Annotated in this window: 26 protein-coding genes and 1 pseudogene; 16 read left to right on the top strand and 11 right to left on the bottom strand. The window is 65.7% G+C overall.

Annotation, left to right across the window (positions count from 1 at the left end; genetic code table 11):
- Positions 1-115 (top strand): annotated as a pseudogene (locus CVV68_RS24115) (lipoyl synthase); the annotation flags it as partial.
- 27 nt (positions 116-142) lie between these two features.
- A complete protein-coding gene (locus CVV68_RS03560; protein WP_110499616.1) occupies positions 143-907 on the top strand; it encodes a methylenetetrahydrofolate reductase in 765 nt (254 codons plus the stop codon).
- Positions 908-926: 19 nt separating this feature from the next.
- Here CVV68_RS03560 and CVV68_RS03555 read toward each other — a convergent pair whose 3' ends face one another.
- From CVV68_RS03555 to kynU, 8 genes are all read right to left on the bottom strand, one after another.
- Complete coding sequence (locus tag CVV68_RS03555; protein WP_110499615.1) at positions 927-1,658, bottom strand: dienelactone hydrolase family protein; 732 nt, start codon at positions 1,656-1,658, stop codon at positions 927-929.
- A 235-nt stretch (positions 1,659-1,893) separates the two neighbouring features.
- The gene (locus tag CVV68_RS03550; RefSeq protein ID WP_110499614.1) at positions 1,894-2,364 is read right to left on the bottom strand and encodes a hemerythrin domain-containing protein; all 471 of its coding nucleotides are present in this window, start codon (positions 2,362-2,364) and stop codon (positions 1,894-1,896) included.
- A gap of 101 nt (positions 2,365-2,465) precedes the next feature.
- A complete protein-coding gene (locus CVV68_RS03545) occupies positions 2,466-4,106 on the bottom strand; it encodes an ABC transporter permease (protein ID WP_110499613.1) in 1,641 nt (546 codons plus the stop codon).
- Positions 4,103-5,041 (bottom strand): ABC transporter ATP-binding protein, encoded by a 939-nt coding sequence (locus CVV68_RS03540; protein WP_110499612.1) that lies wholly within the window; start codon positions 5,039-5,041, stop codon positions 4,103-4,105. The genes CVV68_RS03545 and CVV68_RS03540 overlap by 4 nt, the downstream gene beginning before the upstream one ends.
- Before the next feature lie 9 nt (positions 5,042-5,050).
- On the bottom strand, positions 5,051-5,737 hold the full coding sequence (locus CVV68_RS03535; protein ID WP_110499611.1) for a TetR/AcrR family transcriptional regulator: 687 nt from the start codon (positions 5,735-5,737) through the stop codon (positions 5,051-5,053).
- 138 nt (positions 5,738-5,875) lie between these two features.
- Positions 5,876-7,168: an amino acid permease gene (locus CVV68_RS03530; protein ID WP_211320708.1), complete on the bottom strand. Its 1,293-nt coding sequence runs from the start codon at positions 7,166-7,168 to the stop codon at positions 5,876-5,878.
- Between the two features lie 6 nt (positions 7,169-7,174).
- Entirely contained in the window at positions 7,175-7,300 is a 126-nt protein-coding gene (locus CVV68_RS24560) for a hypothetical protein (protein ID WP_281268264.1), read from the bottom strand.
- Between the two features lie 96 nt (positions 7,301-7,396).
- Entirely contained in the window at positions 7,397-8,692 is a 1,296-nt protein-coding gene (gene kynU / locus CVV68_RS03525; RefSeq protein ID WP_110499610.1) for a kynureninase, read from the bottom strand.
- Positions 8,693-8,822: 130 nt separating this feature from the next.
- Between kynU and CVV68_RS03520 the strand changes: the two genes are divergently transcribed.
- The 3 genes from CVV68_RS03520 to CVV68_RS03510 all read left to right on the top strand — a co-directional run bounded on the left by CVV68_RS03520 (position 8,823) and on the right by CVV68_RS03510 (position 10,737).
- Positions 8,823-9,338, top strand: a complete 516-nt coding sequence (locus tag CVV68_RS03520) for an Lrp/AsnC family transcriptional regulator (protein ID WP_245933306.1) — start codon at positions 8,823-8,825, stop codon at positions 9,336-9,338.
- A gap of 86 nt (positions 9,339-9,424) precedes the next feature.
- On the top strand, positions 9,425-9,883 hold the full coding sequence (locus CVV68_RS03515; protein WP_110499609.1) for an acyl-CoA thioesterase: 459 nt from the start codon (positions 9,425-9,427) through the stop codon (positions 9,881-9,883).
- Positions 9,877-10,737 (top strand): PaaX family transcriptional regulator, encoded by an 861-nt coding sequence (locus tag CVV68_RS03510; protein ID WP_110499608.1) that lies wholly within the window; start codon positions 9,877-9,879, stop codon positions 10,735-10,737. The genes CVV68_RS03515 and CVV68_RS03510 overlap by 7 nt, the downstream gene beginning before the upstream one ends.
- A gap of 27 nt (positions 10,738-10,764) precedes the next feature.
- Here CVV68_RS03510 and CVV68_RS03505 read toward each other — a convergent pair whose 3' ends face one another.
- Positions 10,765-11,157, bottom strand: a complete 393-nt coding sequence (locus CVV68_RS03505) for a RidA family protein (protein WP_110499607.1) — start codon at positions 11,155-11,157, stop codon at positions 10,765-10,767.
- Between the two features lie 147 nt (positions 11,158-11,304).
- Here CVV68_RS03505 and CVV68_RS03500 point away from each other — a divergent pair, with 147 nt between their 5' ends.
- The 5 genes from CVV68_RS03500 (at position 11,305) to CVV68_RS03480 (ending at position 17,775) form a co-directional block, all read left to right on the top strand.
- Positions 11,305-12,168, top strand: coding sequence for a fumarylacetoacetate hydrolase family protein (locus CVV68_RS03500; protein ID WP_110499606.1), 864 nt, complete (start codon positions 11,305-11,307; stop codon positions 12,166-12,168).
- A 34-nt stretch (positions 12,169-12,202) separates the two neighbouring features.
- Positions 12,203-12,682, top strand: a complete 480-nt coding sequence (locus CVV68_RS03495; RefSeq protein ID WP_110499605.1) for a cupin domain-containing protein — start codon at positions 12,203-12,205, stop codon at positions 12,680-12,682.
- A gap of 5 nt (positions 12,683-12,687) precedes the next feature.
- A complete protein-coding gene (locus CVV68_RS03490; protein ID WP_110499604.1) occupies positions 12,688-13,575 on the top strand; it encodes an acyl-CoA thioesterase in 888 nt (295 codons plus the stop codon).
- A 63-nt stretch (positions 13,576-13,638) separates the two neighbouring features.
- Positions 13,639-15,336, top strand: a complete 1,698-nt coding sequence (locus CVV68_RS03485) for an AMP-binding protein (protein WP_110499603.1) — start codon at positions 13,639-13,641, stop codon at positions 15,334-15,336.
- Positions 15,337-15,348: 12 nt separating this feature from the next.
- Positions 15,349-17,775, top strand: a complete 2,427-nt coding sequence (locus CVV68_RS03480) for a bifunctional salicylyl-CoA 5-hydroxylase/oxidoreductase (protein ID WP_110499602.1) — start codon at positions 15,349-15,351, stop codon at positions 17,773-17,775.
- A 133-nt stretch (positions 17,776-17,908) separates the two neighbouring features.
- Here the strand turns inward: CVV68_RS03480 and CVV68_RS24110 are convergent, their stop codons facing one another.
- Positions 17,909-18,133: a hypothetical protein gene (locus tag CVV68_RS24110; protein WP_245933305.1), complete on the bottom strand. Its 225-nt coding sequence runs from the start codon at positions 18,131-18,133 to the stop codon at positions 17,909-17,911.
- On the opposite strand from CVV68_RS24110, the gene CVV68_RS24860 reads away from it, so the two are divergent.
- From CVV68_RS24860 to CVV68_RS03455, 5 genes are all read left to right on the top strand, one after another.
- Entirely contained in the window at positions 18,080-18,316 is a 237-nt protein-coding gene (locus CVV68_RS24860; RefSeq protein ID WP_368773177.1) for an alpha/beta hydrolase family protein, read from the top strand. The two genes, CVV68_RS24110 and CVV68_RS24860, sit on opposite strands and share 54 nt — an antisense overlap.
- 9 nt (positions 18,317-18,325) lie before the next feature.
- Positions 18,326-19,072 (top strand): NUDIX hydrolase, encoded by a 747-nt coding sequence (locus CVV68_RS03470; RefSeq protein WP_110499601.1) that lies wholly within the window; start codon positions 18,326-18,328, stop codon positions 19,070-19,072.
- A gap of 39 nt (positions 19,073-19,111) precedes the next feature.
- Positions 19,112-19,330: a PLDc N-terminal domain-containing protein gene (locus CVV68_RS03465; RefSeq protein WP_110499600.1), complete on the top strand. Its 219-nt coding sequence runs from the start codon at positions 19,112-19,114 to the stop codon at positions 19,328-19,330.
- A gap of 100 nt (positions 19,331-19,430) precedes the next feature.
- Positions 19,431-19,781, top strand: coding sequence for an ArsR/SmtB family transcription factor (locus tag CVV68_RS03460; RefSeq protein WP_306415678.1), 351 nt, complete (start codon positions 19,431-19,433; stop codon positions 19,779-19,781).
- Positions 19,778-20,266, top strand: a complete 489-nt coding sequence (locus tag CVV68_RS03455) for an SRPBCC family protein (RefSeq protein WP_110499598.1) — start codon at positions 19,778-19,780, stop codon at positions 20,264-20,266. The genes CVV68_RS03460 and CVV68_RS03455 overlap by 4 nt, the downstream gene beginning before the upstream one ends.
- A 24-nt stretch (positions 20,267-20,290) precedes the next feature.
- Here CVV68_RS03455 and CVV68_RS03450 read toward each other — a convergent pair whose 3' ends face one another.
- On the bottom strand, positions 20,291-21,283 hold the full coding sequence (locus tag CVV68_RS03450) for a malate dehydrogenase (RefSeq protein ID WP_110499597.1): 993 nt from the start codon (positions 21,281-21,283) through the stop codon (positions 20,291-20,293).
- A 144-nt stretch (positions 21,284-21,427) separates the two neighbouring features.
- Between CVV68_RS03450 and CVV68_RS03445 the strand changes: the two genes are divergently transcribed.
- Complete coding sequence (locus tag CVV68_RS03445; RefSeq protein ID WP_146238814.1) at positions 21,428-21,607, top strand: hypothetical protein; 180 nt, start codon at positions 21,428-21,430, stop codon at positions 21,605-21,607.
- Positions 21,608-21,630 lie beyond the last annotated feature (23 nt).

Below are 21,630 nucleotides of genomic sequence, written 5' to 3'. Positions count from 1 at the left end.
GGCCATGCGCAAGAAGGGCCGCGACATCCCCGAGCACCTGGCCCACATCGCCGAAGGCATCGAGGACTCCGGCCACAGCCGCCAGGAAGCCGCATCCCTCATCGCAGCCCGGTAACCGCACCCCTACCTGGAAGGAAGCACGATGCTCCCCACCCGCCTGGAAATCATCCCCACCAGGGACATCGTTCCGTCCGTGCTTGCGAGTGTGTCAGTCGGCACCACCATCACCGTCACGTGCCTGCCGCACCACGGCGTCGAACGCACCCTGGAAACCGCTGCCGCCTTGGCCGGACACGGCTTCAACGTGGTCCCGCACCTCGCTGCCCGGTCCGTTGCCTCCCGCGAACAGCTCGCGCGCATTTTGCTCGCCTGCAGTACATCGGGGATCACCGAAGTCTTTGCCATTGGCGGGGACAGCGCAATGCCCGCCGGGCCGTTCGCATCGAGTGAGAGCCTGATGCGCGAAATCGCGGATCTCGCGGGGAACGACATGAGGATTGGGGTGGCCGGGTATCCGGAAGGCCACCCATCCATCAGCGACAGCCAGCTGATGGATTCGCTGCTGGCCAAACAGGAATTGGCCAGCTACGTTGTCACACAGATGTGCTTCTCTGCGGAGACGATCTCCCGCTACATGGCCGGGCTGCGCAGCGAAGGCGTTCTGCTCCCCATATGGGCAGGTGTCGCCGGCGCCGTGCCGCGGACGAAGCTGGTGCTCCTGGCCACCAAGATCGGGGTCGGCAGCTCGCTGCGTTTCATCAGCGGGAAGGGGGCGCTGGGCAGGAACCTGCTCGGCGGCGGCCGCTACCGGCCGGAACAGCTGACAGCGGAGCTGGAGGCCAGCCCCGCCCCGCCGTCGGGCATCCACCTGTATTCCTTTAACAACGTCGGGCCCCACCAGCCATAAACGGCCGTCAGAGGCGGGCTCAGCCCAAGGCCCGCCCCAACAGTTCAAGGGTTTCGGCCCATGCAATGGCGGCCGGCTCCGGGCGGTAGGACAACGGGTTGGTGTCGTTGAAGAACGCATGGCCCGCACCGGTGAAAACGGTGTACTTGAAATCGACGCCGGCCTGGCGCATGTGCTCGATCAGCGCAGGCAGCTCGTCCGTGAGCGACTTGTCCTCCTCGCCGTAAAAGGCCAGCACAGGGCACTCGATCCCGGAAAGTTCCTCCACGCCATAGCTGGCATGGCCATAAAACGGCACCGCCGCGGCCACTCGCGGTTCGGACACGGCCAGCGCGAAGGAGTATGTGCCGCCAAAACAGAATCCGACTACGGCGGTCCGTCCGGCACCTTCCGCGCTGGCCTCCAGGTAATCAAACACCGCCGCGACTCCGGCCTGGATCTTTTCGGCACGGCCCGGCGCGCGCATGGGCTCGGTGGCCGCCCTGATGCGGGGCTGGATTTCCGTGCGCTTGACGGGATCGCTGCGGTCGGCACCCAGCTCGGCCAGCAGCGTGGCGTCCAGGCCTGCCAAGCCCATCAGGTCCGGAGCCACAGCGAGGTAGCCCTCGGCCGCGAACCGGTCAGCCACGTCCTTGATGTGGTCCGCGAGCCCCCAGATCTCGTGGATGACCACGACGGCGCCGCGCACGCGGCCAACGGGTTGCGCCCGGTAGGCGCGGAATTCCTGTCCGGCGGCGGTGAAATCAAGCATTTTTTCCATAGTGTCAACCATGGCACAGCGTGCTGGGAGATGGCAGGGGCTTGGTGGTGAAAAAACATTGCGGTCCGGCCACTTGCCGGCTGTATGCCGGCGGGCGGGGGAGGGGCGGACGTTTGATGCCGGAAAGGACTTTTGAGGCTGATATATCCGTCTCAATGATCCGTTTCGGCATCCTCGGCCCCCGGACCAGCCTCGGACGGGGGTGCCGCGCGAAGTGGGCCGGGCGCTAACGGGAGGCCGCGTCGCAAACCCAGCCGTCCGGCGTCGTGCCTTGGGCAAGGAAATCAGCCAGCTCGCTGCCCGCTTCGGCGGACAGGATGGCGTCTGCCTGCGTGTAGATGATGGGCTCCTCCTTGGAATTGTGGGCATCGAGGAGGGCCAGGAGTGCCGTGCAGGCATCACGGCGGGCATCCGCGTCCGCGCCGGCGGCCAGGAGTTCCTCCACGGCATCCATGGAATTCCACAATTGGCCGTGTTCGCGCAGCATGACGAAGATGGGTCCCATGAGTCCGGCGGCCTTCAGGGGCGGGAAGAGGAACTCCTCCTCCAGGTAAATGTGGCGGCGCAGGCCGGACAGGGCGGACAACAGCGGCGACGGGTCGGCCGGACCGGCCAAGTCAGCCAGATAGGCCTCGATCCCGCCGTCGATCTGCCGGTGCTCGCGTTCCAGCGCCCCGCCCAAAGTGTTTGTGTCCATGGCCGTTCCCTCCTCCTGGGTGTCCCGGCATGTGCACGGGACCTCTTCAGGCTATGCCTGTTCGGTGCCGCGCTGCCCGCTGGCGTCGAACAGGCGCGCGCCTACTCGGGCATGATGTCCCGGGTGGCGAACCGGCGCATCCCGAGGACGGCGAGCACGACGGCGATGGCGGCCAGGGCCAGGACGGGCAGGAACGTGAAATCCTCGGCTGGCAGTCGCGGAACGGCGCCGAACGGCGTGGCTTTGATGGCCTGCTCGGAGAGCGAAAACAGCCCGCCAAACATGGCAATGACGACGGACACCCCGTAGACGGCCCAGGCGATGCTCACACCCGGCCGGGGCAGGAAGCCGTTAAGGAACAGGAGAAGCCCCAACATCAACAGCACGGCTGGCCAGTACGTAAACGATGCCAATGCCAGCCCGGACCCCGTGGCGGCGCCGTTGGAAGAGGCTCCCATGAGCCAGCCGCCGAGCAGCAGCATGACGGCCGAGCCGACCGCGGCCACAGCAAGGTTGGCGCCCAGCCAGCGCGTACGCGCCAGGGATCCGGCCAGGAGGGACTCGAGCCGGCCGCCGGACTCCTCGGCGCGGGCGCCGGAGAGGCTCTGGACGGCAAACGCAGCGGCCAGCATGCCGTTGAACAGCACAAACGTGCCCAGGATGCCGTTGAGCATGTCCTGGGAGCCGCCCAGAAATGCCTTGGCGAACGAGTTTGACGGGTCCAGCACCGAGGTCATGGCCTTCGCCACGCTGCCGAAGAACAGCCCGGCGACCACGGCGCCAATGAGCCACGAGATGAGCGTGGCACGCTGCAGGCGTAAGGCCAGGCCCAGCGGCGAGGCCAGGAACGCGGTGGCCCGGGCCGGTCCGGGGCGGGCCGGCAGCAGGCCCATCCCCAGGTCGCGGCGGGCCTCGATGCGCAGGGCCAGGGCACATCCGGCAGCGGCCAGGGCCAGCAGGGCCAGGAACGGCCACCACGAGTCCCGCGCGTAGGGGCGCATGTTCTGGCCCCAACCGATTGGCGAGAACCAGCTCAGGGGCGTGACGTTGGTGTCATGGGCGTCCACGTCGGCGATGGCCCGGATCAGGTAAAACACGGCTAACACGGCCACGCCGAGGGAGTTCGCGCCGCGGCTCGTGGAGCCCAGCTGCCCGCAGAGCGCGGCAATGCCTACAAACGCCAGCCCGACTCCGGCAATCGAGCCGCCCAATACCCACGACCCGGCGGCGGGCAGCTTGTCCGCGAGCGCGAGCAGCGAGATGAGCAGCCCCGTGGTGACGCTCAGGCCGGCCACAACCGTGTAGTTGGCCAGGCTGTACGCGTGCCGGCCCAGTGCCGAAGCACGCAGCAGTTCGGTCCGCCCCTGCTCCTCATCGGCGCGTCCGTTGCGGGTGACAAGGAAGGTCGAGGCCAGGCCCAGTGCGACGGCGAGCGTCATCCAGATCTTGATGACGAGGATCCCACCCAGGCTGCCGGCTGCGTAGGGGAGGCCGGTCATGGCCGCGATGGCCGGCGTGTTGGCCACGTTGGCGTACGCGTCCCGGTCCGCCTGCGTGGGAAAGGCTTCCTGTTGGGAGGTGTAGACGATGGGGATCATGACAGCCAGTACGGCCACCCAAATGACCAGCCGCAGCCAGTTGCGGCGCAGGAGGAAGCGGACGCACATCCAGTACCGGGCCAGCGTGCCGGCCAAGGCAGGGGCCGGTGCGGCGGCGTGGGCGGGGACGGTGGAGGTGGTCATCGCACGCCGGCCTTCTGCGCGGGTGCGGCCCCGGCATCCTTGGCAGCACCGCCGTAGTGGCGCAGGAAGAGGTCCTCCAGCGACGGCGGGCTGGAGACCAGCTGCCGGGGTGAGTAGGCGGCAAGGGCGGCCAGCACGCCGCCAAGTTCCGCCTCGCCCACGGTGAAAGTGGCCTTGGTGCCGTCCGCCACGAGCTGGTTGATGCCCGCAACGGAAGCGAGGACGGAGGCGTCCCTGTCCAGAACCACTGAAACCGTGGTGCGGTGCAGGTGCCGGAGCTCGTCCAGCCGGCCCGCCTCAACTGTCTGCCCGTCCCGGATGATGGTTACGGTGTCGCACAGCTTTTCCACCTCGGCAAAGATGTGGCTGGAGAGCAGCACGCTGCGGCCCTGCGCCTTGACCTCGCGAATACAGTCCGTGAACACCTCCTGCATCAAGGGATCCAGGCCGGACGTCGGCTCGTCCAGGACCAGCAGCTCGGCGTTGGATGCCAGTCCGGCCACGAGCGCCACCTTCTGCCGGTTGCCCTTGGAGTAGCTGCGTGCCTTCTTGGTGGGGTCCAGCTCAAACCTTTCGAGCAGCTGGTCGCGCTTGTTGGTATCAACTCCGCCGCGCAGCCGGGACAGGATGTCGATGGCCTGCCCCCCGGTGAGGTTGGGCCACAGGCTCACGTCCCCCGGAACGTACGCCAGACGGCGGTGGAGTTCCACGGCGTCCCGCCAGGGGTCGCCTCCGAGCAGTGTTGCCGTGCCGCCGTCGGGCCTCAACAAGCCAAGCAGGATGCGGATGGTGGTCGACTTGCCCGAACCGTTCGGTCCGAGGAAGCCGGCAACGGTGCCCTTCTCGACCCGGAGGTCCAGACCGTCCAGCGCCGTGGTGGCCCCGAAGTGCTTGCGCAGCCCGGAGACTTCAATGGCAGGGATATTGGGGGACATGGCTGTTCCTTACTGTTTCCGTGAGTACGACGACGTTTCTCCCGCGAGGTCCGCGGGCGGGCTGGTGGGATCGTCCACGTAGGCCAGGTACTGCTCGAGGTAGCTGTGGTCGGCAAACAGGCCCTCCGTGTAGAGCTCCAGGGTGGGCAGCATGGAATCGGCCATGTACTGCTCCATGACGGCCGGAAAGTCGTCAAGCCGCACGTCCGGGCGCATGGCCAGGTTGACGAGCATGCTGCCGATGGACTGCTGCACCAAAAAGCGGGTCCGCGCGCCCTCGTCGCGACTGGGAACCACAAGGCCCCGGGCCACGGCATCCTTAGTGAAGACAATGGCCTCCGCGACCATGCTTTCGAAAAATGTGCGTCCTGTCGGGCCGCCGTCCTGGATACTGCGCAGGATGTAGACCATGAGCAGGCCGCCTTCCCGGGACGAGGGCAGCTGGGCGAACAGACGAGTGGCCGGGACGTTGATGCTGTCGACCTTGAGCTTCCGGTAGCGCTCGAGCACCGCGGCGTCGCACTCGGCGCGGAGCATTTCCTTGGAACCGAAATGGTGGCGCACCAGTCCCGCGCTGACTCCCGCGCGTGCCGCGATGGCGCGCAGGGATTCATCAAAACCCTGAGCCGCAAAGCATTCGATCGCGGCGTCGCGCAGCCGTGCGCGGCCCGTGAGGTCATCTTGTGCTGTACTCATGTATAGCAGACTACTCGTGTGTATAGTAGCTTGCAATGGCCTGGTAAAACTCGTTGAAGGTGCCCGCCACATGAGTCCGTGCCGCGCCCTTTGGGAAGTGCGCGCGCCATCCGGGCGGGATGCTTAGGGTTCGGTGTTCTAGCCCTGTCCCACTGAAGTGTTCTCGGTTGTCGACGTCACTTCGGTGGCGGGGGTGGCTCCGCGTCGCTTCTTCAAGACGAAGTACATGGCAGTCACCAGGAGCGCAAACGGGATGCCGAAGATCAGTGTCATGTGAAAGGCGTCAATGAACAGCGTGGTCACCAGCAGCGCCACCATCATGACCGCCCCTATGGCCGAGGCCAGCGGGTAAAAGCGCAACTTGTACTCCAGTACCTTGCCATGCCGCTTCATGGCCCGGCGGAAGGCGAGGTGGGTCAGGAAGATCATGAACCAGGTGGACATTGCCCCGAACATGGACAGGGCCATCATGAATGTGAAGCCGGAGTCCGGGTTGAGTACGTACACGCAGGTGGCGACGGCGATGCCGGCTGTGCACAGCAACAGGGCATTGACCGGGGCCCCGTTCCTGCGCAGCCGGCCGAAGACCGCCGGGGCCTGGCCGGCGCGGGCCAGGCTGAACATCATGCGCGTGGAGATGTACAGCCGGGAGTTCATGGCCGACAGGGCCGCGATTATCACAACGATGTTGATCATGGAGTCGGCAAACGGGATGCCGATCACCTGCATGACCGTGACGAACGGACTGTCGCCGGCGAGGATCTTGCTGACGGGGGCAATCGCCAGGATCAGGGCAAGGGTCAGGATGTAGAACAGGAACAGTCGGAACACGGAGACCTTGAACGCCTTCTTCACGGACGTGGCAGGATCCTTTGCCTCGCCGGCAGCAACGGCGATCATTTCGATGGACAGGTAGCTGAAGATGGCCACGACGACGGCAAACCACATGCCGGTGACCCCGTTCGGGAAGAACCCGCCTTCGGCCATGTAGTTGTGCACGCCGTAGTCGGCGTTGTGGGTGCCGAAGACGAGGATTCCGGCCACCAGCATAAACGCAATGATGGCGAACACCTTGATGGTGGAGAACCAGTATTCCAGGGTGCCGAAGGCCTTGACGTTGAACATGTTCACGCCGATAAGCACAGCTGAGAACAGCAGGATCCAGATGATTGACGGCACTGTCGGGAACCACAATTTCATGTAATCGCCGATGGCCGTCACCTCCGTGCCAACGGCCAGCACGATGCACGACCAGTACAGGTACTTCGTCAGGAAACCGGCCAGCGGTGAAACGTAGTGTTCGGCAAAGGCGCCGAACGAGCCGGTGGTGCTGTGTGCCACCGTCATCTCGGCCAGTGCCCCCATCAGCATGACGGCGACAAGGCCGCCGATGACGTAGCTGAGCAGGACGCTGGGGCCGGCAAAGGAAATGGCGAACTAGCTGCCCAGGAACAGCCCGGTGCCGATGGCCCCGCCCAGGGCGATCATGGTCAGCTGCGGGCTGGTCAGTTCCCGCCTGAGCCCGTGTTCGCGTTGTTTGATCTGGTCAAAGGTGCTGGACATCGTTGTCTTCTAGGGGCAAGGCAAAGCGGCACCGCGGCGCGGCGTAACGGGCATGAACGGGGTGATGCGGATTGAGGAGGGTGTGGGAGCGCCGTCCTAGGTGACGGCGTTGCGGGTCTTGAACTCAGACGTGTCCCAAGCGCTGGTGTCGAGAATGTCGCGCAGGATTTCCACGGCGTCCCACACATCCGCATAGCCGAGGTACAGCGGGGTGACCCCGAAGCGAAGCACCTCGGGCTCGCGGTAGTCGCCGATGACGCCGCGGGCGATCAGCGCGCTCATGACGGCGTAGCCCTCGGGGTGCCGGAAACTCACATGGCTTCCGCGGGCGGCGTGGTCACGCGGAGTGATTAATTCCAGCGGATGGCTGGCGCAGCGCTGCTCGACGAGTGAGATGAAGAGGTCGGTGAGCTGCAGGGACTTTACGCGCACGGCCGTGAAATCGGCATCGAGCATGATGTCCAACCCGGTTTCGACCATGGCCAGGGACGTGACGGGCTGGGTCCCACACAGGAAGCGGTTGATGTTGCCGGCCGGTGCATAGGCATCCGCCATGTCGAACGGCTTGGCGTGCGACCACCAGCCGGCAAGGGGCTGCCAAAATCGTTCCTGGTGGCGGGCATTGACCCAGATGAACGCAGGCGAGCCGGGTCCGCCGTTGAGGTACTTGTAGGTGCAGCCGACGGCGTAGTCGGCATCAGCGCCGTTGAGGTTGACGGCGGCTGCCCCGGCCGAGTGGGCAAGGTCCCAGATCGCCAGGGCGCCAACGGCGTGCGCCTGTGCCGTGACTTCGGCCATGTCCCACATGGCGCCGGTGCGGTAGTTGACATGCGAGAGCGCCAGGACGGCGGTCGAACCGTCCAGCGCCGCATCCAGTGTCAGTTCCGCATCGATGAGGCGGACCTCGTACCGGATGCCAGTCTCCTCCGCGACGGAGTTTAGAAAGTCGGTGATTCCCTCGGCGATGTAAATGTCAGTCGGGAAGTTGTCGCGCTCAGTGACGATAACGCGCCGGCCGGGTTGGTCCACCTGCTGGATCCGGATGGCGGAGGCCAGTGCCTTGAACAGGTTCAGGCTGGTGGTGTCGGTGACCACCGTTTCGCCGTCGCGTCCGCCGATGAGCTTCGCCAGCTTGTCGCCAAGACGGCCGGGAAGCTCAAACCAGCCGGCTGTGTTCCAGCTGCGGATCAGCCCCTCGCCCCATTCCGCGGCGATGACCTGCTGCGCGCGCTCAAGGGCGCCGACCGGGCGCGGTCCGAGCGAGTTGCCGTCAAGGTAGATGACGCCCTCGGGCAGAATGAACCGGCTCCGGAATGACGCCAGCGGGTCGGCGGCGTCGGCCGCAACGCAGGCGTCACGGGTGACGAGGTCCAAGCTGTGGGTGGTGGTCATGGAAGTCTCCTGAATTGCCGAAAGCTGCGTGCCATTGCGGCCACACAACAGGTGTCTTTGCTCACAGACTAGAATATGCATCAGCCAGCCGTCACGCATTTTGAATAATCAACCAAAATTGGAGCGAGGCTTGAATCTCAATTCAGAAGTTATCCGTGACCACCCCCGCCAGCCGAATCCGATTCACTTGGACGCCGCGGACATGGTGATCCTGCGCGAACTCTCGCAGGACGCCCGTACGCCCAACAATCTACTGGCGCGCCGTGCCGGACTCGCCCCTTCCACATGCCTGAACCGGGTACGCGCGCTGCGGGATGCTGGCATCATTCGCGGCTTCCACGCTGATATTGATCTGGGCAGTCTGGGGTTGTACATTTTTGCGCTGATTTCCATCAACGTCCACGGGCAGGCCCGCAGGAACATGCTCGAGCTGGCCCGGGAACTGCGGGACCTGCCCCAAACGCTCAATGTCTTCGTCCTGGGTGGAGAGCACGATCTGCTCCTCCATGTCGCGTGTGCCACCACCGCTGAGCTGCGGGACTTCGTCGCGGCCAATCTGGGCAGCAATCAGGCATTCGTCAGCACGCAGACGACCCTCATCTTTGAGCACATGCAACCCGTCTCCGGTGTGCAAAATCTCCCGTGAAGGCCTGACGGGCACCGGGTGGCTCGTTACGCGAACGGTCTCCCGCTTTACGGACGAACGGCACCAGGTCGACATAGACTGGGTTTATGCGCGATTACCAGACTGAATCCGGCCCCGCAACGGCGTGGGCGGGTGCCTCGGCCGCCGTCGTGCAGCATACGGTTGAATGGGTCGACACGGACGCATCGGGGCACCAACACAATTCCGCGATCATCCGCTGGGTCGAATCCGCGGAAGCCGAACTGTTTCGCCAACTGGCGCTGACCGACTACTTTCCGTCCGCGCCGCGCGTGCACCAGTCGATCAATTTCCGTTCCAAGCTGTGGTTTGGCCAGCGAGTCACCACCACGATCTGGGTGCAGGCCATCGGCGCCACATCCGTGACATTTGGCTTCGAGGTCATGTCCGAGGCCATGGGGGAGCGTCCTGGCGGGATGGCCGCCGATGGCATGGTTGTCGTCGCCCATGTGCCAACCGGCGCGGCCTCGTCGGCACCCTGGCCGGAGCGGTTCCGCGCCGCGATGAAGGCGGCGGAGCCGTGCTGAAGGCGCCGGAGCCGGCGATCCGCCACCACCAGCTGATCGTCACCATTTATGGCCTGTACTGCCGTGGAGCCGGAGCGGCGATGCCCGTGTCCGTGCTGATCGACATGCTGGGAGACCTGGGCTATGACGGCTCGGGGGTGCGCTCGGCGGTGTCACGCTTAAAGGCCAAGGGGGTCCTGAAGAGTGTGAAGAATGGCAACGTTGCCATGTATGAACTCTCCCCAACGGTTGCCGAATTGTTCCGCGAGGGCGATGAACGGATCTTTGCCCCCGAGCGGTCAACGGGCACCGACGGCTGGGTGCTGGCCATTTTCTCGGTACCCGAAGCCATGCGCAACCGTCGCCACCAGCTGCGGACGGTGCTGGGCGGGTTCGGGTTTGGGTCGATGGCATCGGGGGTGTGGATTGCGCCCGCGCCCGCGTTTGAACGGACAAAAAAACGCCTTGAAGCGCTGGAACTTGACCAGTTTGTGGAGTTCTTCCGGGGTGACCACGTGGCCGACGGCGATTTGCGCGCCAAAGTTGCCCAGTGGTGGGACTTGGCTGCGTTGGACGCACAGTTTGCGCAGTTCCTGGATTTGTACGGCGGTGCCGTCGGGCAGTGGGCTGCCCGGATCGGCGCCGACCCGGAGCGCGCACTTGCTCAATCAACGCCGGAGCTGAGGCGGGACGCATTCCGCTGTTACATTCCGATGCTGACCATTTGGCGGCGGTTTCCCTACCGGGACCCGAGCCTCGCCCTGGAATATTTGCCCGAAGGCTGGAAAGGGCAGGCGGCCCAGGACACGTTTCTGGATATCCACAGCTTGCTCTCGCCCCTCGCCGCGGCCCACGCCCGGGCGCTGATGGCCTGAGGCCCTGCCCGGTTTCACCAGCCGGCGCTATTGGATCACGGCAACACCCTGGATTTCGATCAGGGCTTCCTTCTGCCAGAGTCGGCTGACGCCGATCCCCGCCATGGCGGGGTATTCCGTCCCCGCCATTTCGCGCCAGAAGCGGCCAATTTCTCGGCCGTTGGCCATGTAGTCGTCAACATCGGTGAGGTAGATGGTGACGCTGACCAAGTCCCCGGGCCGGCCGCCCGCTTGCGCCAAAGTGGCCAGAACATTGCCGAACGCCTGCCTGAACTGGGCCACGATGCCGCCGGGGACAATCTGCATGTCCTTATTCAACGCCGTTTGCCCGCCGAGGTAGACGGTGTTTCCGGCAACCACGCCATGTGCGTAGCCCGACGGCTTCGCCATGGACGCGGGGTTGATGGTCTTGTTTGCCATGGCGTTCCTCCGGGGGTGGTGCTCTGCGGGACGGCCTTGAAAAATTCTTCTTCAGCGCCCCTGTTGCGGGATTGTGATCGGTGTTACATTGAGCATATGCGACGGTCGTAAAAAAGTCGACATACAGATTCGAAGGGAACAGCATTCATGAAACTTGCCACGCTGCGCACCGGCAAACACGGTACGACGGCGGCACTGTCGTTGGGCGTTGATGGTTACCTTCCGCTGCCCGCACGTGACGTCGGGCAGCTGCTGAATCTCCCGGACTGGAAAGCCCTGGTCGCCGAAGCTGCCGCCCAAGGCGGGGGGTCCGGCGTCGTTCCTGCCCATGAAGCGGAACTGGCATCGCTGCTGCCCGCTGCCGGCAAGGTCATCTGCGCGGGCCTGAACTACGCCGACCATATCCAGGAGATGGGCCGCGAACTGCCCGAATACCCCACACTCTTCGCCAAATACGCCGACACGCTGATTGGCGCAGCGGACACCATCGAGGTGTACGGCAGCGGGCGCGTCGACTGGGAAGCCGAACTCGCCGTCGTCGTAGGGGCACCGCTGACCCGGGCCGGCGAGGACGAGGCATCCAGGGCAATCGCCGGCTACACCGTGGCCAATGACGTTTCCATGCGCGACTGGCAAAACCGCACCTTGCAGTGGTTTCAGGGCAAGGCCTTCGACGCCACCACACCGCTGGGCCCGGTGTTGGCCACTGCGGACGAGTTCCAGGCCGGACACGGCTTCGAGGTGCGTGGGTACGTCAACGGCGAGCCTGTCCAGCACGGCAACACCGGCACACTGGTGTTTGGCCCGGCCCGGCTGCTCTCCTACATCTCCCAGTTCACCACTTTGCGCCCCGGCGATATGGTCCTGACCGGCACGCCCGGGGGAGTGGGCATGGGCATGATGCCGCCGCGCTTCCTGAAGGACGGGGACATCCTCAGCACGGAAATCGACGGGATCGGCCGGCTGGAAAACCGGGTCCGGATCCGCCAGGGCGCCAACGCCGCCCGCTAAGTACACGATCAAGATGCAACCAGGAGTGAGAATCATGAGTGAAACCACTACGTACCGTACCGAGGGCGACAACTCGATCTACGCGAACGCCGACGGGGCCGTGGTGCCCGTCGTGACCCGTGCCGGGGAAGAGGACACGAACACCGCCCAGTCCGGCGACTGCATCCGTGTCTCCGGCGTGTCAATCCAGCACACCCCCGCGACGAAAATCTGGTTCGGCCAGGTCTCCAACACCCCCGGCTACCGTTCGCTGCCGCACCACCACGGCGAAGCGGAAACGGGCGGCTACGTGCTGCGCGGCCACGGCCGCATCTACTTTGGCGATAACTACTCCGAATTTCTGGACATGAAAACCGGGGACTGGGTGTTTGTGCCGCCGTTCATGCCCCACGTCGAGGCCAATATGTCTGTCACCGAGGACCTGGTGTGGCTGACCGCCCGCACGCCGGAAAACCTGGTGATCAACCTTGACGACGTCCAGGATGAGACGCTCGCGGACTACCGGAGGGCATAGCCCCCATGGACACCGAAGCCACGATCATCCAGGCCGGCACGTCGGAGACGTTCCTGAAGGCCATCGAGCTCACCCCGGTGGACCCGCAGGTCCATGACCTTGCCTTCGAGGCAGTCACCCAATATGTGCCCTGGCCCAAGTCCTACGGTGGCGACATGGTGGCCCAGTCCGCGGCCGCCATGATGCGCTCGGTGGAAAATGACCGCAAGCTGCACTCCATGCACAGCTACTTCATGCGGCCCGTCGACATTGGCGCGGCGGTGCGCTACGAAGTGGAGATTCTGCGCGACGGGCGCGGCTATTCCACCCGGAGCGTCCGCGGCCGCCAAAACGGGAAAACCGTCTTTGCGGCCATGGGCTCCTTCCACGTCCCCGAAAGCGGGCCCGAGTTCCAGCCGGCCATGCCGGCAACGCTGGACCCCGAGTCGCTGCGCAGCGCCGCGCAGGTGCTCGACGGCGTCCCCGGACCGGCCGCCGACTACTGGTCTCACGGGCGCAGCTTCGACATGCGCCACATTCCAGGCCCCGTGTATCTCCAGGTTGAGGGCGGGGCCGCCCCCACCCAGGCGATCTGGGTGAAGGCCTTCGAGCGCCTGCCCGACGACGCCGACCTGCACCGCACGGCCCTAGCGTACGTGTGCGACTACACCATCCTGGAGCCGCTGCTGCGCGTGAACGGCCTTAGCTGGTCCTCGCCCGGGCTTTCCACGGCGAGCCTGGACCACTCCATCTGGTTCCACCGCGACGGCCGCGCCGACGACTGGGTGCTCTATGCCCAGGAAGCGGTCTCCGGCCAACACAACCGCGGCCTGGCCATGGGCCGCTTCTTCTCCCGCGACGGCCTGCTGTTGGCCACCGTCGCCCAGGAAGGCATGGTCCGCTCCGGTGCCTAGTACCAGCCGCCGGCGCACCGGCTTCAATCCACCGACCCCGCACCGCAACCGAAAGGAACGGCCATGACCTTGAGCGCATCGGCCCATCTGGACACTTTTACCCGCGACCACCTTCCGCCCGCGGAGTCCTGGCCCATCCTTGAATTCACCTTGCCGGAACTGCAGTACCCGGACCGGCTGAACGCCGCCACCGTGCTGATCGACGATGCCGTCGCCCAGTTCGGTGCCGGACGGCCCGCCCTGCACACTCCCGACGGTCCCACCTGGAGCTACGGTGAGCTGCTCAAGCGTGCCAACCAGGTGGCGCAGGTGCTGACCGACGATTTCGGCGTGGTGCCCGGGAACCGGGTTCTGCTGCGCGGGCCAAACAACCCGTGGATCGTGGCGGCCTGGCTGGGCGTGCTGAAGGCCGGGGCCGTCGTCGTCACCACCATGCCGATGCTGCGCTCCGCCGAGATCTCCACCCTGATCGAACTCACCGGACCGGCCGTGGCCATCACCGACCACCGCAACGCCACGGACCTGCTCACCGCCGTCGGGGAGGCCCTGCCGGTCATGACGTATGGCGCGGACGACGACGGCGACCTCACCGTCCGCTGTGCCGCCAAGAGCGGAACCTTCGCCAATGTCGCAACGGCCGCCGACGACGTCGCCCTGTTGGGGCCGACATCGGGGACCACCGGCACGCCGAAGGTGACCATGCACTTCCACCGGGACATCCTGGCGAACGCGGACACCTTCGCCCGGTACCTCCTCAAGCCCACGCCCGAGGATGTCTTTGCCGGCTCACCGCCGCTGGCATTCACGTTCGGGCTCGGCGGGCTGGTCGTGTTTCCGTTGCGCTTTGGCGCCTCGGCGCTGCTGACTGAGCGGGCCACACCCGTTGAGCTGGCCGAGGCAGCCGCCGCCGCAAACGCTTCCATCCTGTTCACCGCGCCGACTGCCTACCGGGCAATTCTCAAGGAGGGCCGCGGCGAGCTGTTGCAGCGGCTGCGCATCGCCGTCTCCGCGGGGGAGCACCTTCCCAAGGAAACCTGGCAACACGTCCATGAGGAAACCGGGCTCAAGCTGGTCGACGGGATCGGCGCCACCGAAATGCTGCACGTCTTCATTTCGGCGGCCGGCGACGACATCCACCCGGGCGCCACCGGCGTGCCCGTGCCCGGCTACCGTGCCATCATCCTGGACGCCTACGGCGCCGAGGCCGCACCCAACGAAGCCGGCCGGCTGGCAGTGATCGGCCCCACCGGCTGCCGCTACCTCGACGATGCGCGGCAGGCCAACTACGTCCACGACGGCTGGAACGTCACAGGCGACACCTTCCTGAAGGACGACGACGGCTACTTCGTCTATCAGGCGCGCTCGGACAACATGATCGTTTCCTCCGGCTACAACATCGGTGCCCCCGAAGTGGAGGCCGCCATCAACGAACACCCCGACGTGGTGGAGAACGCCGTCATCGCCCGCCCGGACGAGGAACGCGGCTCCGTGGTGTGCGCGTTCGTCATCCTGCGTGACGGCGTTGCCGGCGACGCGGCCAAGCGCAAGGAACTCCAGGACTTCGTCAAGGCGACGATCGCCCCCTACAAGTACCCCCGGGACGTGCGGTTTGTGAGCGAACTTCCCCGCAATGCCAGCGGCAAACTACAGCATTTCCGGCTCCGCGAAGCCATGGCAGGCGAACGCGAAGTCCAGGACGCCGCTCCCGCGGACGCCGCGACGCCCACCATGGCCAACGCCGCCACCACGAACTTCCGATAGGACACGAAGGACATGAAAATCGCAATTGTTGGCGGCGGCCCCGGCGGCCTGTACTTTGCCGCATTGATGAAGCAGCTGGACTCCTCCCACCAAATCACGCTGTGGGAGCGCAAGGCCGCCTCCGACACATTTGGTTTCGGCGTCGTCTTCTCCGACGAAACACTTGGCGGCATCGGCAACGCAGACCCCGTGGTGGCCGACTACATGAGCCGCCGCTTCGCACGCTGGTCCGACATCGACATTCACTTCAAGGACAAGGTGAACACGATCGGCGGGCAGGGCTTTGCCGCCATGAGCCGCAAGGAACTGCTGGAACTGCTGCAGCGGCGCACCGTGGAACTGGGTGTCGACGTCCGATTCAGCACGGTGGCCCCGCCAGTGGATGAACTGGCGGCCAACTTCGACCTGGTGCTTGCCTCCGACGGCGTCAACTCCCAGATACGGGCCAAATACGCGGACGCCTTCAAACCAACCCTGGACGCGCGCGGCAACAAGTACATGTGGCTGGGCACCGATAAGGTGTTTGAGGCGTTCAAGTTCTTCGTCAAGGAGACCGAATGGGGCGTCATGCAGATCCATGGCTACCCCTACTCCGACGAAGGCTCCACCTTCATCGCCGAAATGTCGCAGGACGTCTGGCATGCGGCCGGGTTCGATGAGACGGCCAACGATGTCTTCGCACCCGGTGTTTCCGATGAAAAGGCGGTGGCAAAAATCCGGGCCATCTTCGCTGACGAGTTGGTCGGCCACCAAGTCCTCACCAACAATTCAAAGTGGCTGAACTTCACCACTGTCCGCAACGAAAACTGGCGCAACGCCAACATCGTGCTGCTCGGCGACGCGGCCCACACCGCCCACTTTTCGATCGGCTCCGGCACCAAGCTGGCGATGGAGGATGCCCTGGCGCTGGCTGCCTGCCTCCACGAGCATGCCGGCGTGGACCAAGCCCTGGCCGCCTATGAGGCTCAGCGCCGCCCCGTGGTCGAATCGACCCAGCGCGCCGCACAGGCTTCCCTGGAATGGTTCGAAAACATCGGCCAGTACAAGGACCAGGACCCCACCCAGTTCTGCTTCAACCTGCTCACCCGCAGCCGCCGCATCACCTATGACAACCTGAAATTGCGCGACCCCGACTTCGCCCGCCACGTGGACGCGGGCTTCGCCGCCTCCCAGGGCCTGGCCCGGGTGGCCCCGGCCATGTTCCAGCCGTACCGGATCGGGGAACTGGAGCTGAAGAACAGGATCATCGTCTCGCCCATGGACATGTATTCGGCGGTCGACGGCGTGCCCGGCAGCTTCCACCTGGTCCACCTTGGCAGCAAGGCCATGGGCGGTGCCGGGCTGGTCATGACGGAAATGGTGTGCGTCTCTGCCGTTGGCCGCATCACCCCCGGCTGCAGCGGTTTGTACAACGATGCCCAGCGCGAAAGCTGGACGGAAATCGTGGACTTTGTCCACACCCAGTCCACCGCGAAGATCGGCGCGCAAATTGGCCACTCCGGCCGGAAGGGCTCCACCCGGCTCATGTGGGAGGGCATTGACGAACCCCTGGCGGAGGGGAACTGGCCCGTCGCCGGGCCGTCCGCCGTCGCCTATGGGGCCGGCAGCCAAGTCCCGCGGGAAATCACCCGTGCCGAAATGGACGACGTCCGTGAGCAGTTCGTTGCGGCCGCCCGTCGCGCTGACGCGGCCGGCTTCGACCTCCTTGAAGTGCACGCAGCCCATGGATACCTGCTCTCCGCGTTCCTCTCTCCGCTGGCCAACAAACGCTCCGACGAATATGGCGGCAGCTTGGAAAACCGGCTCAGCTACCCCTTGGAGGTGTTCGACGCCGTCCGTGCAGTGTGGCCAGCCGGCAAGCCGCTGACCGTGCGCATCTCCGCCACGGACTGGTGCGACGGCGGCAATACCGCAGACGACGCCGTGGAGATTGCCCGCGCCTTCGTGAACCACGGCGCCGCCGGCCTCGATGTCTCCACCGGCCAGGTAGCCAAGGAGGAAAAGCCGGCCTACGGGCGCAGCTACCAGACCCCGTTCGCGGACAGGATCCGCCAGGAAGTCGCCGCCCCCGCCGGTGCAGCAGTGATCGCCGTCGGTGCCATCTCCTCCTACGACGACGTCAACTCGATCCTTCTGGCAGGCCGCGCGGACCTCGTCGCCCTGGGCCGCACCCACCTCTACGATCCCCAGTGGACACTCCATGCCGCCGCCGAACAAGGATTCAAGGGCGACTCCGCAGCCTGGGTGCTGCCCTTCCAGGCCGGCAACCGCAAACCGCCGAGCGCCAGGACCGACGCCGTCCGGCCCCGGCTGTCGCTTCTCCAGGAACCGGAGATCGAAGGCGCCACGGTCCACGTGCGCTGGACACCGGCCACCGCAACGGCGACGGAGGCGCTGGGCAGCGCGGTGTTCGCCACGGCAGACGGAAAGGTGAATTGACCGGGACTGGTCCCGGTCTGCCCGGCGCGGAGCCGGCCTTCATGCGGTACGGGACATCGGATCAGCAGTTCATTGAACTGTGGGCCCCGCAGGCCGGAACGCCTCGTGGCTACGCCATCCTAATCCACGGCGGTTACTGGCGGGCAGTGCACGACGCCACGATCATGCACCCTCTGGCCGGCGACCTGGTGGCGCGGGGCTGGGCCGTGGCGAACATCGAGTACCGGCGCGTGGGGAACGGCGGTGGCTGGACGGCCACCCTGCAGACGTCCGGGCGTCCCCGATCCGCCAGCTGCCCGTTGACGTGCCGCTGCTCATCATCCATGGCGACGTGGACGTCCGGGTCCCGGAAGCCCACTCGGCAGATTTTGCGGTCGCAGCCGTTGCGCCACACCGGGACATTGACTACAGCATGCTGCCAGGCCTGGGGCACATGGATGACATCGACCCCACTGCGCCGCACTGGCCCGTTGCGGTCGACTGGATGGAGCGCCGGAGTGCTGAATCGCGCGCGACCGACAGGTGGGCGGGCACGGGCTAAAGTTGCCGTATGGACTCTGAAAAGACACTCGTCGCGCTTGAAGACGCCGCGACAGTGGTGCTGCTTCGGGACACCCCTGAAGGCCTGAAGGTACTGATGCTGGAACGGCCCACACAACGTGGATCCTTTGCCGGCGCCTGGGTTTTCCCCGGAGGCAAGGTCGATCCGGGGGACCGTGTGGATGGCGGCGACGTCGCTGCAGCCCGCACGGCGGGGGTGCGCGAAGTCGCTGAGGAAACCGGCCAAATTCTGGAAGAAGGGACGTTGGCCCCCTTATCCATGTGGTTGCCCATGCGCGCACTTCCCCGTCGTTTCCGAACGTGGTTCTTTTTGGCGGGGGCAGCCTCCGCCCAGGTTGTGCTCAATCCCGGAGAACATGGCAGCTACTCCTGGCTGACGCCGGGCCGGGCCCTGGAACTGCATGCGGCAGGGGACATGCTCCTGGTCCCGCCGACCTGGGTCACCCTGCACCACTTGAGGCCCTTTGAATCCGTGGACGACGCGCTCCAGGCTGCCCGGAACCATGAAGCCGTGAAGTACCTGTCGTACTTATTGCCGGACAATTCCAATGGGGCACTAACTGGTCCAAGGACCGCTGGCGGCGGTGGCATCGCTGTGTGGGCCGGGGACGAAGCCTACCCCGGCGGCGGGGACTCGGCTCCGGCAGGCGGCCGGCACCGCCTGACCATGGCGGCCCTGCCGTGGGTGTACGAGCGGACCGAAGCTTCCGTTCCGCGCGCGGCCACAGCGCAATAGACCGGGCCCATCCGCAGGAATACCGGCAAGGAGTCATCGATGGCAGCCAGGAAGCAGTGGAAAGACCTCAGTACGCGGGCCAAGTGTGCCATCGTCGTGGCCGGGGCCGTGCAAATCGCCCTGCAGCTCGCGGCATTGCGCGATCTCTCCCGACGCACGCCGCTGGAAGTCAACGGCTCCAGGACAGCCTGGGTGGCGGCGTCGTTCATCAACTTCGCCGGGCCCGTCGCCTACTTTGTGCGCGGCCGGAAGAAATAACTGCCCGGCCGTGGATCGCGCGGCTTGCAGCCAGTCCACCCCAGACCCTTGACACGGAGCCGCCAACGTTGCATATTTAACGTATTAGTTAAATAACGGATTGGTTAGATGCAACATGGCGACGGACCGGCTCAGCCGGATCTTTGGGGCGTTGGCGGATCCCACGCGGCGGGCGATACTTGCCCGGCTCAGCGAGGGGGAGGCCACCGTCAATGAGCTGGCCAAGCCATTTAGCATTTCGCTGCCGGCCGTGTCCCGGCACCTGAAGGTGCTGGAGGCTGCCGGGCTCATCTCCCGCAGCCGCAGCGCCCAATGGCGCACCAGCCGGCTCGAGGCGGCCCCCTTGCGGGAGGTCACCTTTTACATGGAGAAATACCGCCGGTTCTGGGACGAAAGTCTCAACCGGTTGGAGCAGCATCTGGAACTACTTCAAGATGAGGACAAACCATGAGCCACGAACCCATTGAAAACCGGCAAATTCCCGGCGAAAGCACGGACGCGGGTGCCAACACCCTGACCATGGTGCGCATCTTCAAGGCCTCCCGCGAGCAGTTGTTTGCGGCCTGGACGGACCCGGACCAGCTGGCCAGGTGGTGGGGCCCGGCCGGACTCCACTCGCCGCGCGAACGGATCAGCATTGACGCGCGGGTGGGCGGCGTGTGGTCCGCCCCCATGGTCATGGACGACGGCAGCGCCGAGTTCCCGGCCACCGGCAGATTCACCCGGCTCGACCCGCCCAACGGCCTGGAAATGCACGAGGAGGCAAGCGAAGCGTTTCCCTTCGCCAGTTCCATCACCGTCACCCTGGTGGACGTGGACGGCGGCACCCAAATGACAATCGTCCAGCATATTGAGGCGGAGTCCTTCGACTTCGGCGACTCGAAGGTCGGCTGGGGAACGTCCCTGGAGAAGCTGCGCGCCCTGGTGAACGTCTAGCCCCTTACGGAAACGGCATTGCGGCTAGACCAAGCCCAGGCCCTTCACGGCATCGCGTTCGGAGGCCAGCTCGGCCACGCTGGCGTCAATCCTCCCGCGTGCGAAAACGCTAATGTCCAGGCCCTGCACAATGTTGTAGTCGCCCGCGGCAGTCGTGACGGGGAAGGAGCTGACCAGCCCCTCGGGCACGCCGTAGGAGCCGTCGGACGGGACGGCCATGCTGGTCCAGTCGCCCGCCCTCGTCCCATGGACCCACAGGCGCATGTGCGCAATGGCCGCGTTGGCCGCCGACGCGGCGGAGGAGCCGCCGCGGACCGAGATGATTTCGGCGCCGCGCTTGGCCACCCGGGGGATGAACTCCCCGGCGATCCACGACTGGTCCACCAAATCAGTGGCGGGCCCGCCGTCCACCGTGGCGTGGGTGATGTCCGGGTACTGGGAGGCGGAGTGGTTGCCCCAGATGGCCACCTTGCGGATGGCGGACACGGGTGCCCCGGTCTTGGCGGCAAGCTGGGCCACGGCCCGGTCATGGTCCAGCCGGGTCATGGCGGTGAACCTCGACGCCGGGACGTCCGGCGCGTGAGAGGCGGCTATCAGTGCGTTGGTGTTGGCGGGGTTGCCCACCACCACCGCCTTGAAATCACCGGCGGCCCCGTCGTTGATGGCCCTGCCCTGGACCGAAAAGATGCCGCCGTTGGCGGCCAGGAGGTCCGCGCGTTCCATTCCCGGCCCGCGCGGCCTGGCGCCCACGAGCAGTCCGACGTTGGCGCCGTCGAACGCCTTTGCCGGATCGTCAAAGACATCCAGGCCGGCCACCAGCGGGAACGCGCAGTCCATCAGCTCCAGCACGGTGCCTTCGGCGGCCCTGGCAGCCGCGGGAACCTCCAACAGCCGCAGTCTTACCGGCACTTCCGGGCCCAGCATGGCGCCGGAAGCAATCCGGAACAGGAGTGCGTAGCCGATCTGGCCGGCAGCGCCGGTGACCGTGACGGTGACGGGGGCGGCTGGTGTGTCCATGCGGCCAGTCTAGCGCCGGTCCGCAGCCGCGGGCAGGGGCTCTCGGCCAGAACCCAGGCAAGGGTCCGCAGCTTCCCAGCCGGGAACTGTATGATTGACAAGATTGCGTTCCATAACAATTTCTGTTCCCGAGGAGACATCCGGATGCCACTGTGGCAAATCATCGCCATCATCGTGGTGGCTTGGCTGGCGGCGGCTGCGGGAATTGTCGTGTTCATGATGGGCGCTTCGCGCGGACGGCGTTCGGAAAAGCAGGCACAGCAGCAACTTGACCGCCAGCGCCTTCAGCCGGCCCATCGGGAGGAACGCGAGGACACGCCCTGACCGGGGTGGCTCCACCGGTGTGC

Source organism: Arthrobacter livingstonensis, assembly GCF_003219815.1.
GTDB lineage: Bacteria > Actinomycetota > Actinomycetes > Actinomycetales > Micrococcaceae > Specibacter > Specibacter livingstonensis.
The sequence above is the reverse complement of the archived record's forward strand: the minus strand, read 5'-3'. Positions and strand labels throughout refer to the sequence as shown.

Excerpts from the sequence above, each read along its gene's own strand:
- CVV68_RS03560 (WP_110499616.1), top strand. The coding sequence starts at position 143 with ATGCTCCCCACCCGCCTGGAAATCATCCCCACCAGGGACATCGTTCCG.
- CVV68_RS03555 (WP_110499615.1), bottom strand. The coding sequence starts at position 1,658 with ATGCTTGATTTCACCGCCGCCGGACAGGAATTCCGCGCCTACCGGGCG.
- CVV68_RS03550 (WP_110499614.1), bottom strand. The coding sequence starts at position 2,364 with ATGGACACAAACACTTTGGGCGGGGCGCTGGAACGCGAGCACCGGCAG.
- CVV68_RS03545 (WP_110499613.1), bottom strand. The coding sequence starts at position 4,106 with ATGACCACCTCCACCGTCCCCGCCCACGCCGCCGCACCGGCCCCTGCC.
- CVV68_RS03540 (WP_110499612.1), bottom strand. The coding sequence starts at position 5,041 with ATGTCCCCCAATATCCCTGCCATTGAAGTCTCCGGGCTGCGCAAGCAC.
- CVV68_RS03535 (WP_110499611.1), bottom strand. The coding sequence starts at position 5,737 with ATGAGTACAGCACAAGATGACCTCACGGGCCGCGCACGGCTGCGCGAC.
- CVV68_RS24560 (WP_281268264.1), bottom strand. The coding sequence starts at position 7,300 with ATGTCCAGCACCTTTGACCAGATCAAACAACGCGAACACGGGCTCAGG.
- kynU (WP_110499610.1), bottom strand. The coding sequence starts at position 8,692 with ATGACCACCACCCACAGCTTGGACCTCGTCACCCGTGACGCCTGCGTT.
- CVV68_RS03515 (WP_110499609.1), top strand. The coding sequence starts at position 9,425 with ATGCGCGATTACCAGACTGAATCCGGCCCCGCAACGGCGTGGGCGGGT.
- CVV68_RS03505 (WP_110499607.1), bottom strand. The coding sequence starts at position 11,157 with ATGGCAAACAAGACCATCAACCCCGCGTCCATGGCGAAGCCGTCGGGC.
- CVV68_RS03500 (WP_110499606.1), top strand. The coding sequence starts at position 11,305 with ATGAAACTTGCCACGCTGCGCACCGGCAAACACGGTACGACGGCGGCA.
- CVV68_RS03495 (WP_110499605.1), top strand. The coding sequence starts at position 12,203 with ATGAGTGAAACCACTACGTACCGTACCGAGGGCGACAACTCGATCTAC.
- CVV68_RS03490 (WP_110499604.1), top strand. The coding sequence starts at position 12,688 with ATGGACACCGAAGCCACGATCATCCAGGCCGGCACGTCGGAGACGTTC.
- CVV68_RS03485 (WP_110499603.1), top strand. The coding sequence starts at position 13,639 with ATGACCTTGAGCGCATCGGCCCATCTGGACACTTTTACCCGCGACCAC.
- CVV68_RS03480 (WP_110499602.1), top strand. The coding sequence starts at position 15,349 with ATGAAAATCGCAATTGTTGGCGGCGGCCCCGGCGGCCTGTACTTTGCC.
- CVV68_RS03470 (WP_110499601.1), top strand. The coding sequence starts at position 18,326 with ATGGACTCTGAAAAGACACTCGTCGCGCTTGAAGACGCCGCGACAGTG.
- CVV68_RS03465 (WP_110499600.1), top strand. The coding sequence starts at position 19,112 with ATGGCAGCCAGGAAGCAGTGGAAAGACCTCAGTACGCGGGCCAAGTGT.
- CVV68_RS03455 (WP_110499598.1), top strand. The coding sequence starts at position 19,778 with ATGAGCCACGAACCCATTGAAAACCGGCAAATTCCCGGCGAAAGCACG.
- CVV68_RS03450 (WP_110499597.1), bottom strand. The coding sequence starts at position 21,283 with ATGGACACACCAGCCGCCCCCGTCACCGTCACGGTCACCGGCGCTGCC.
- CVV68_RS03445 (WP_146238814.1), top strand. The coding sequence starts at position 21,428 with ATGCCACTGTGGCAAATCATCGCCATCATCGTGGTGGCTTGGCTGGCG.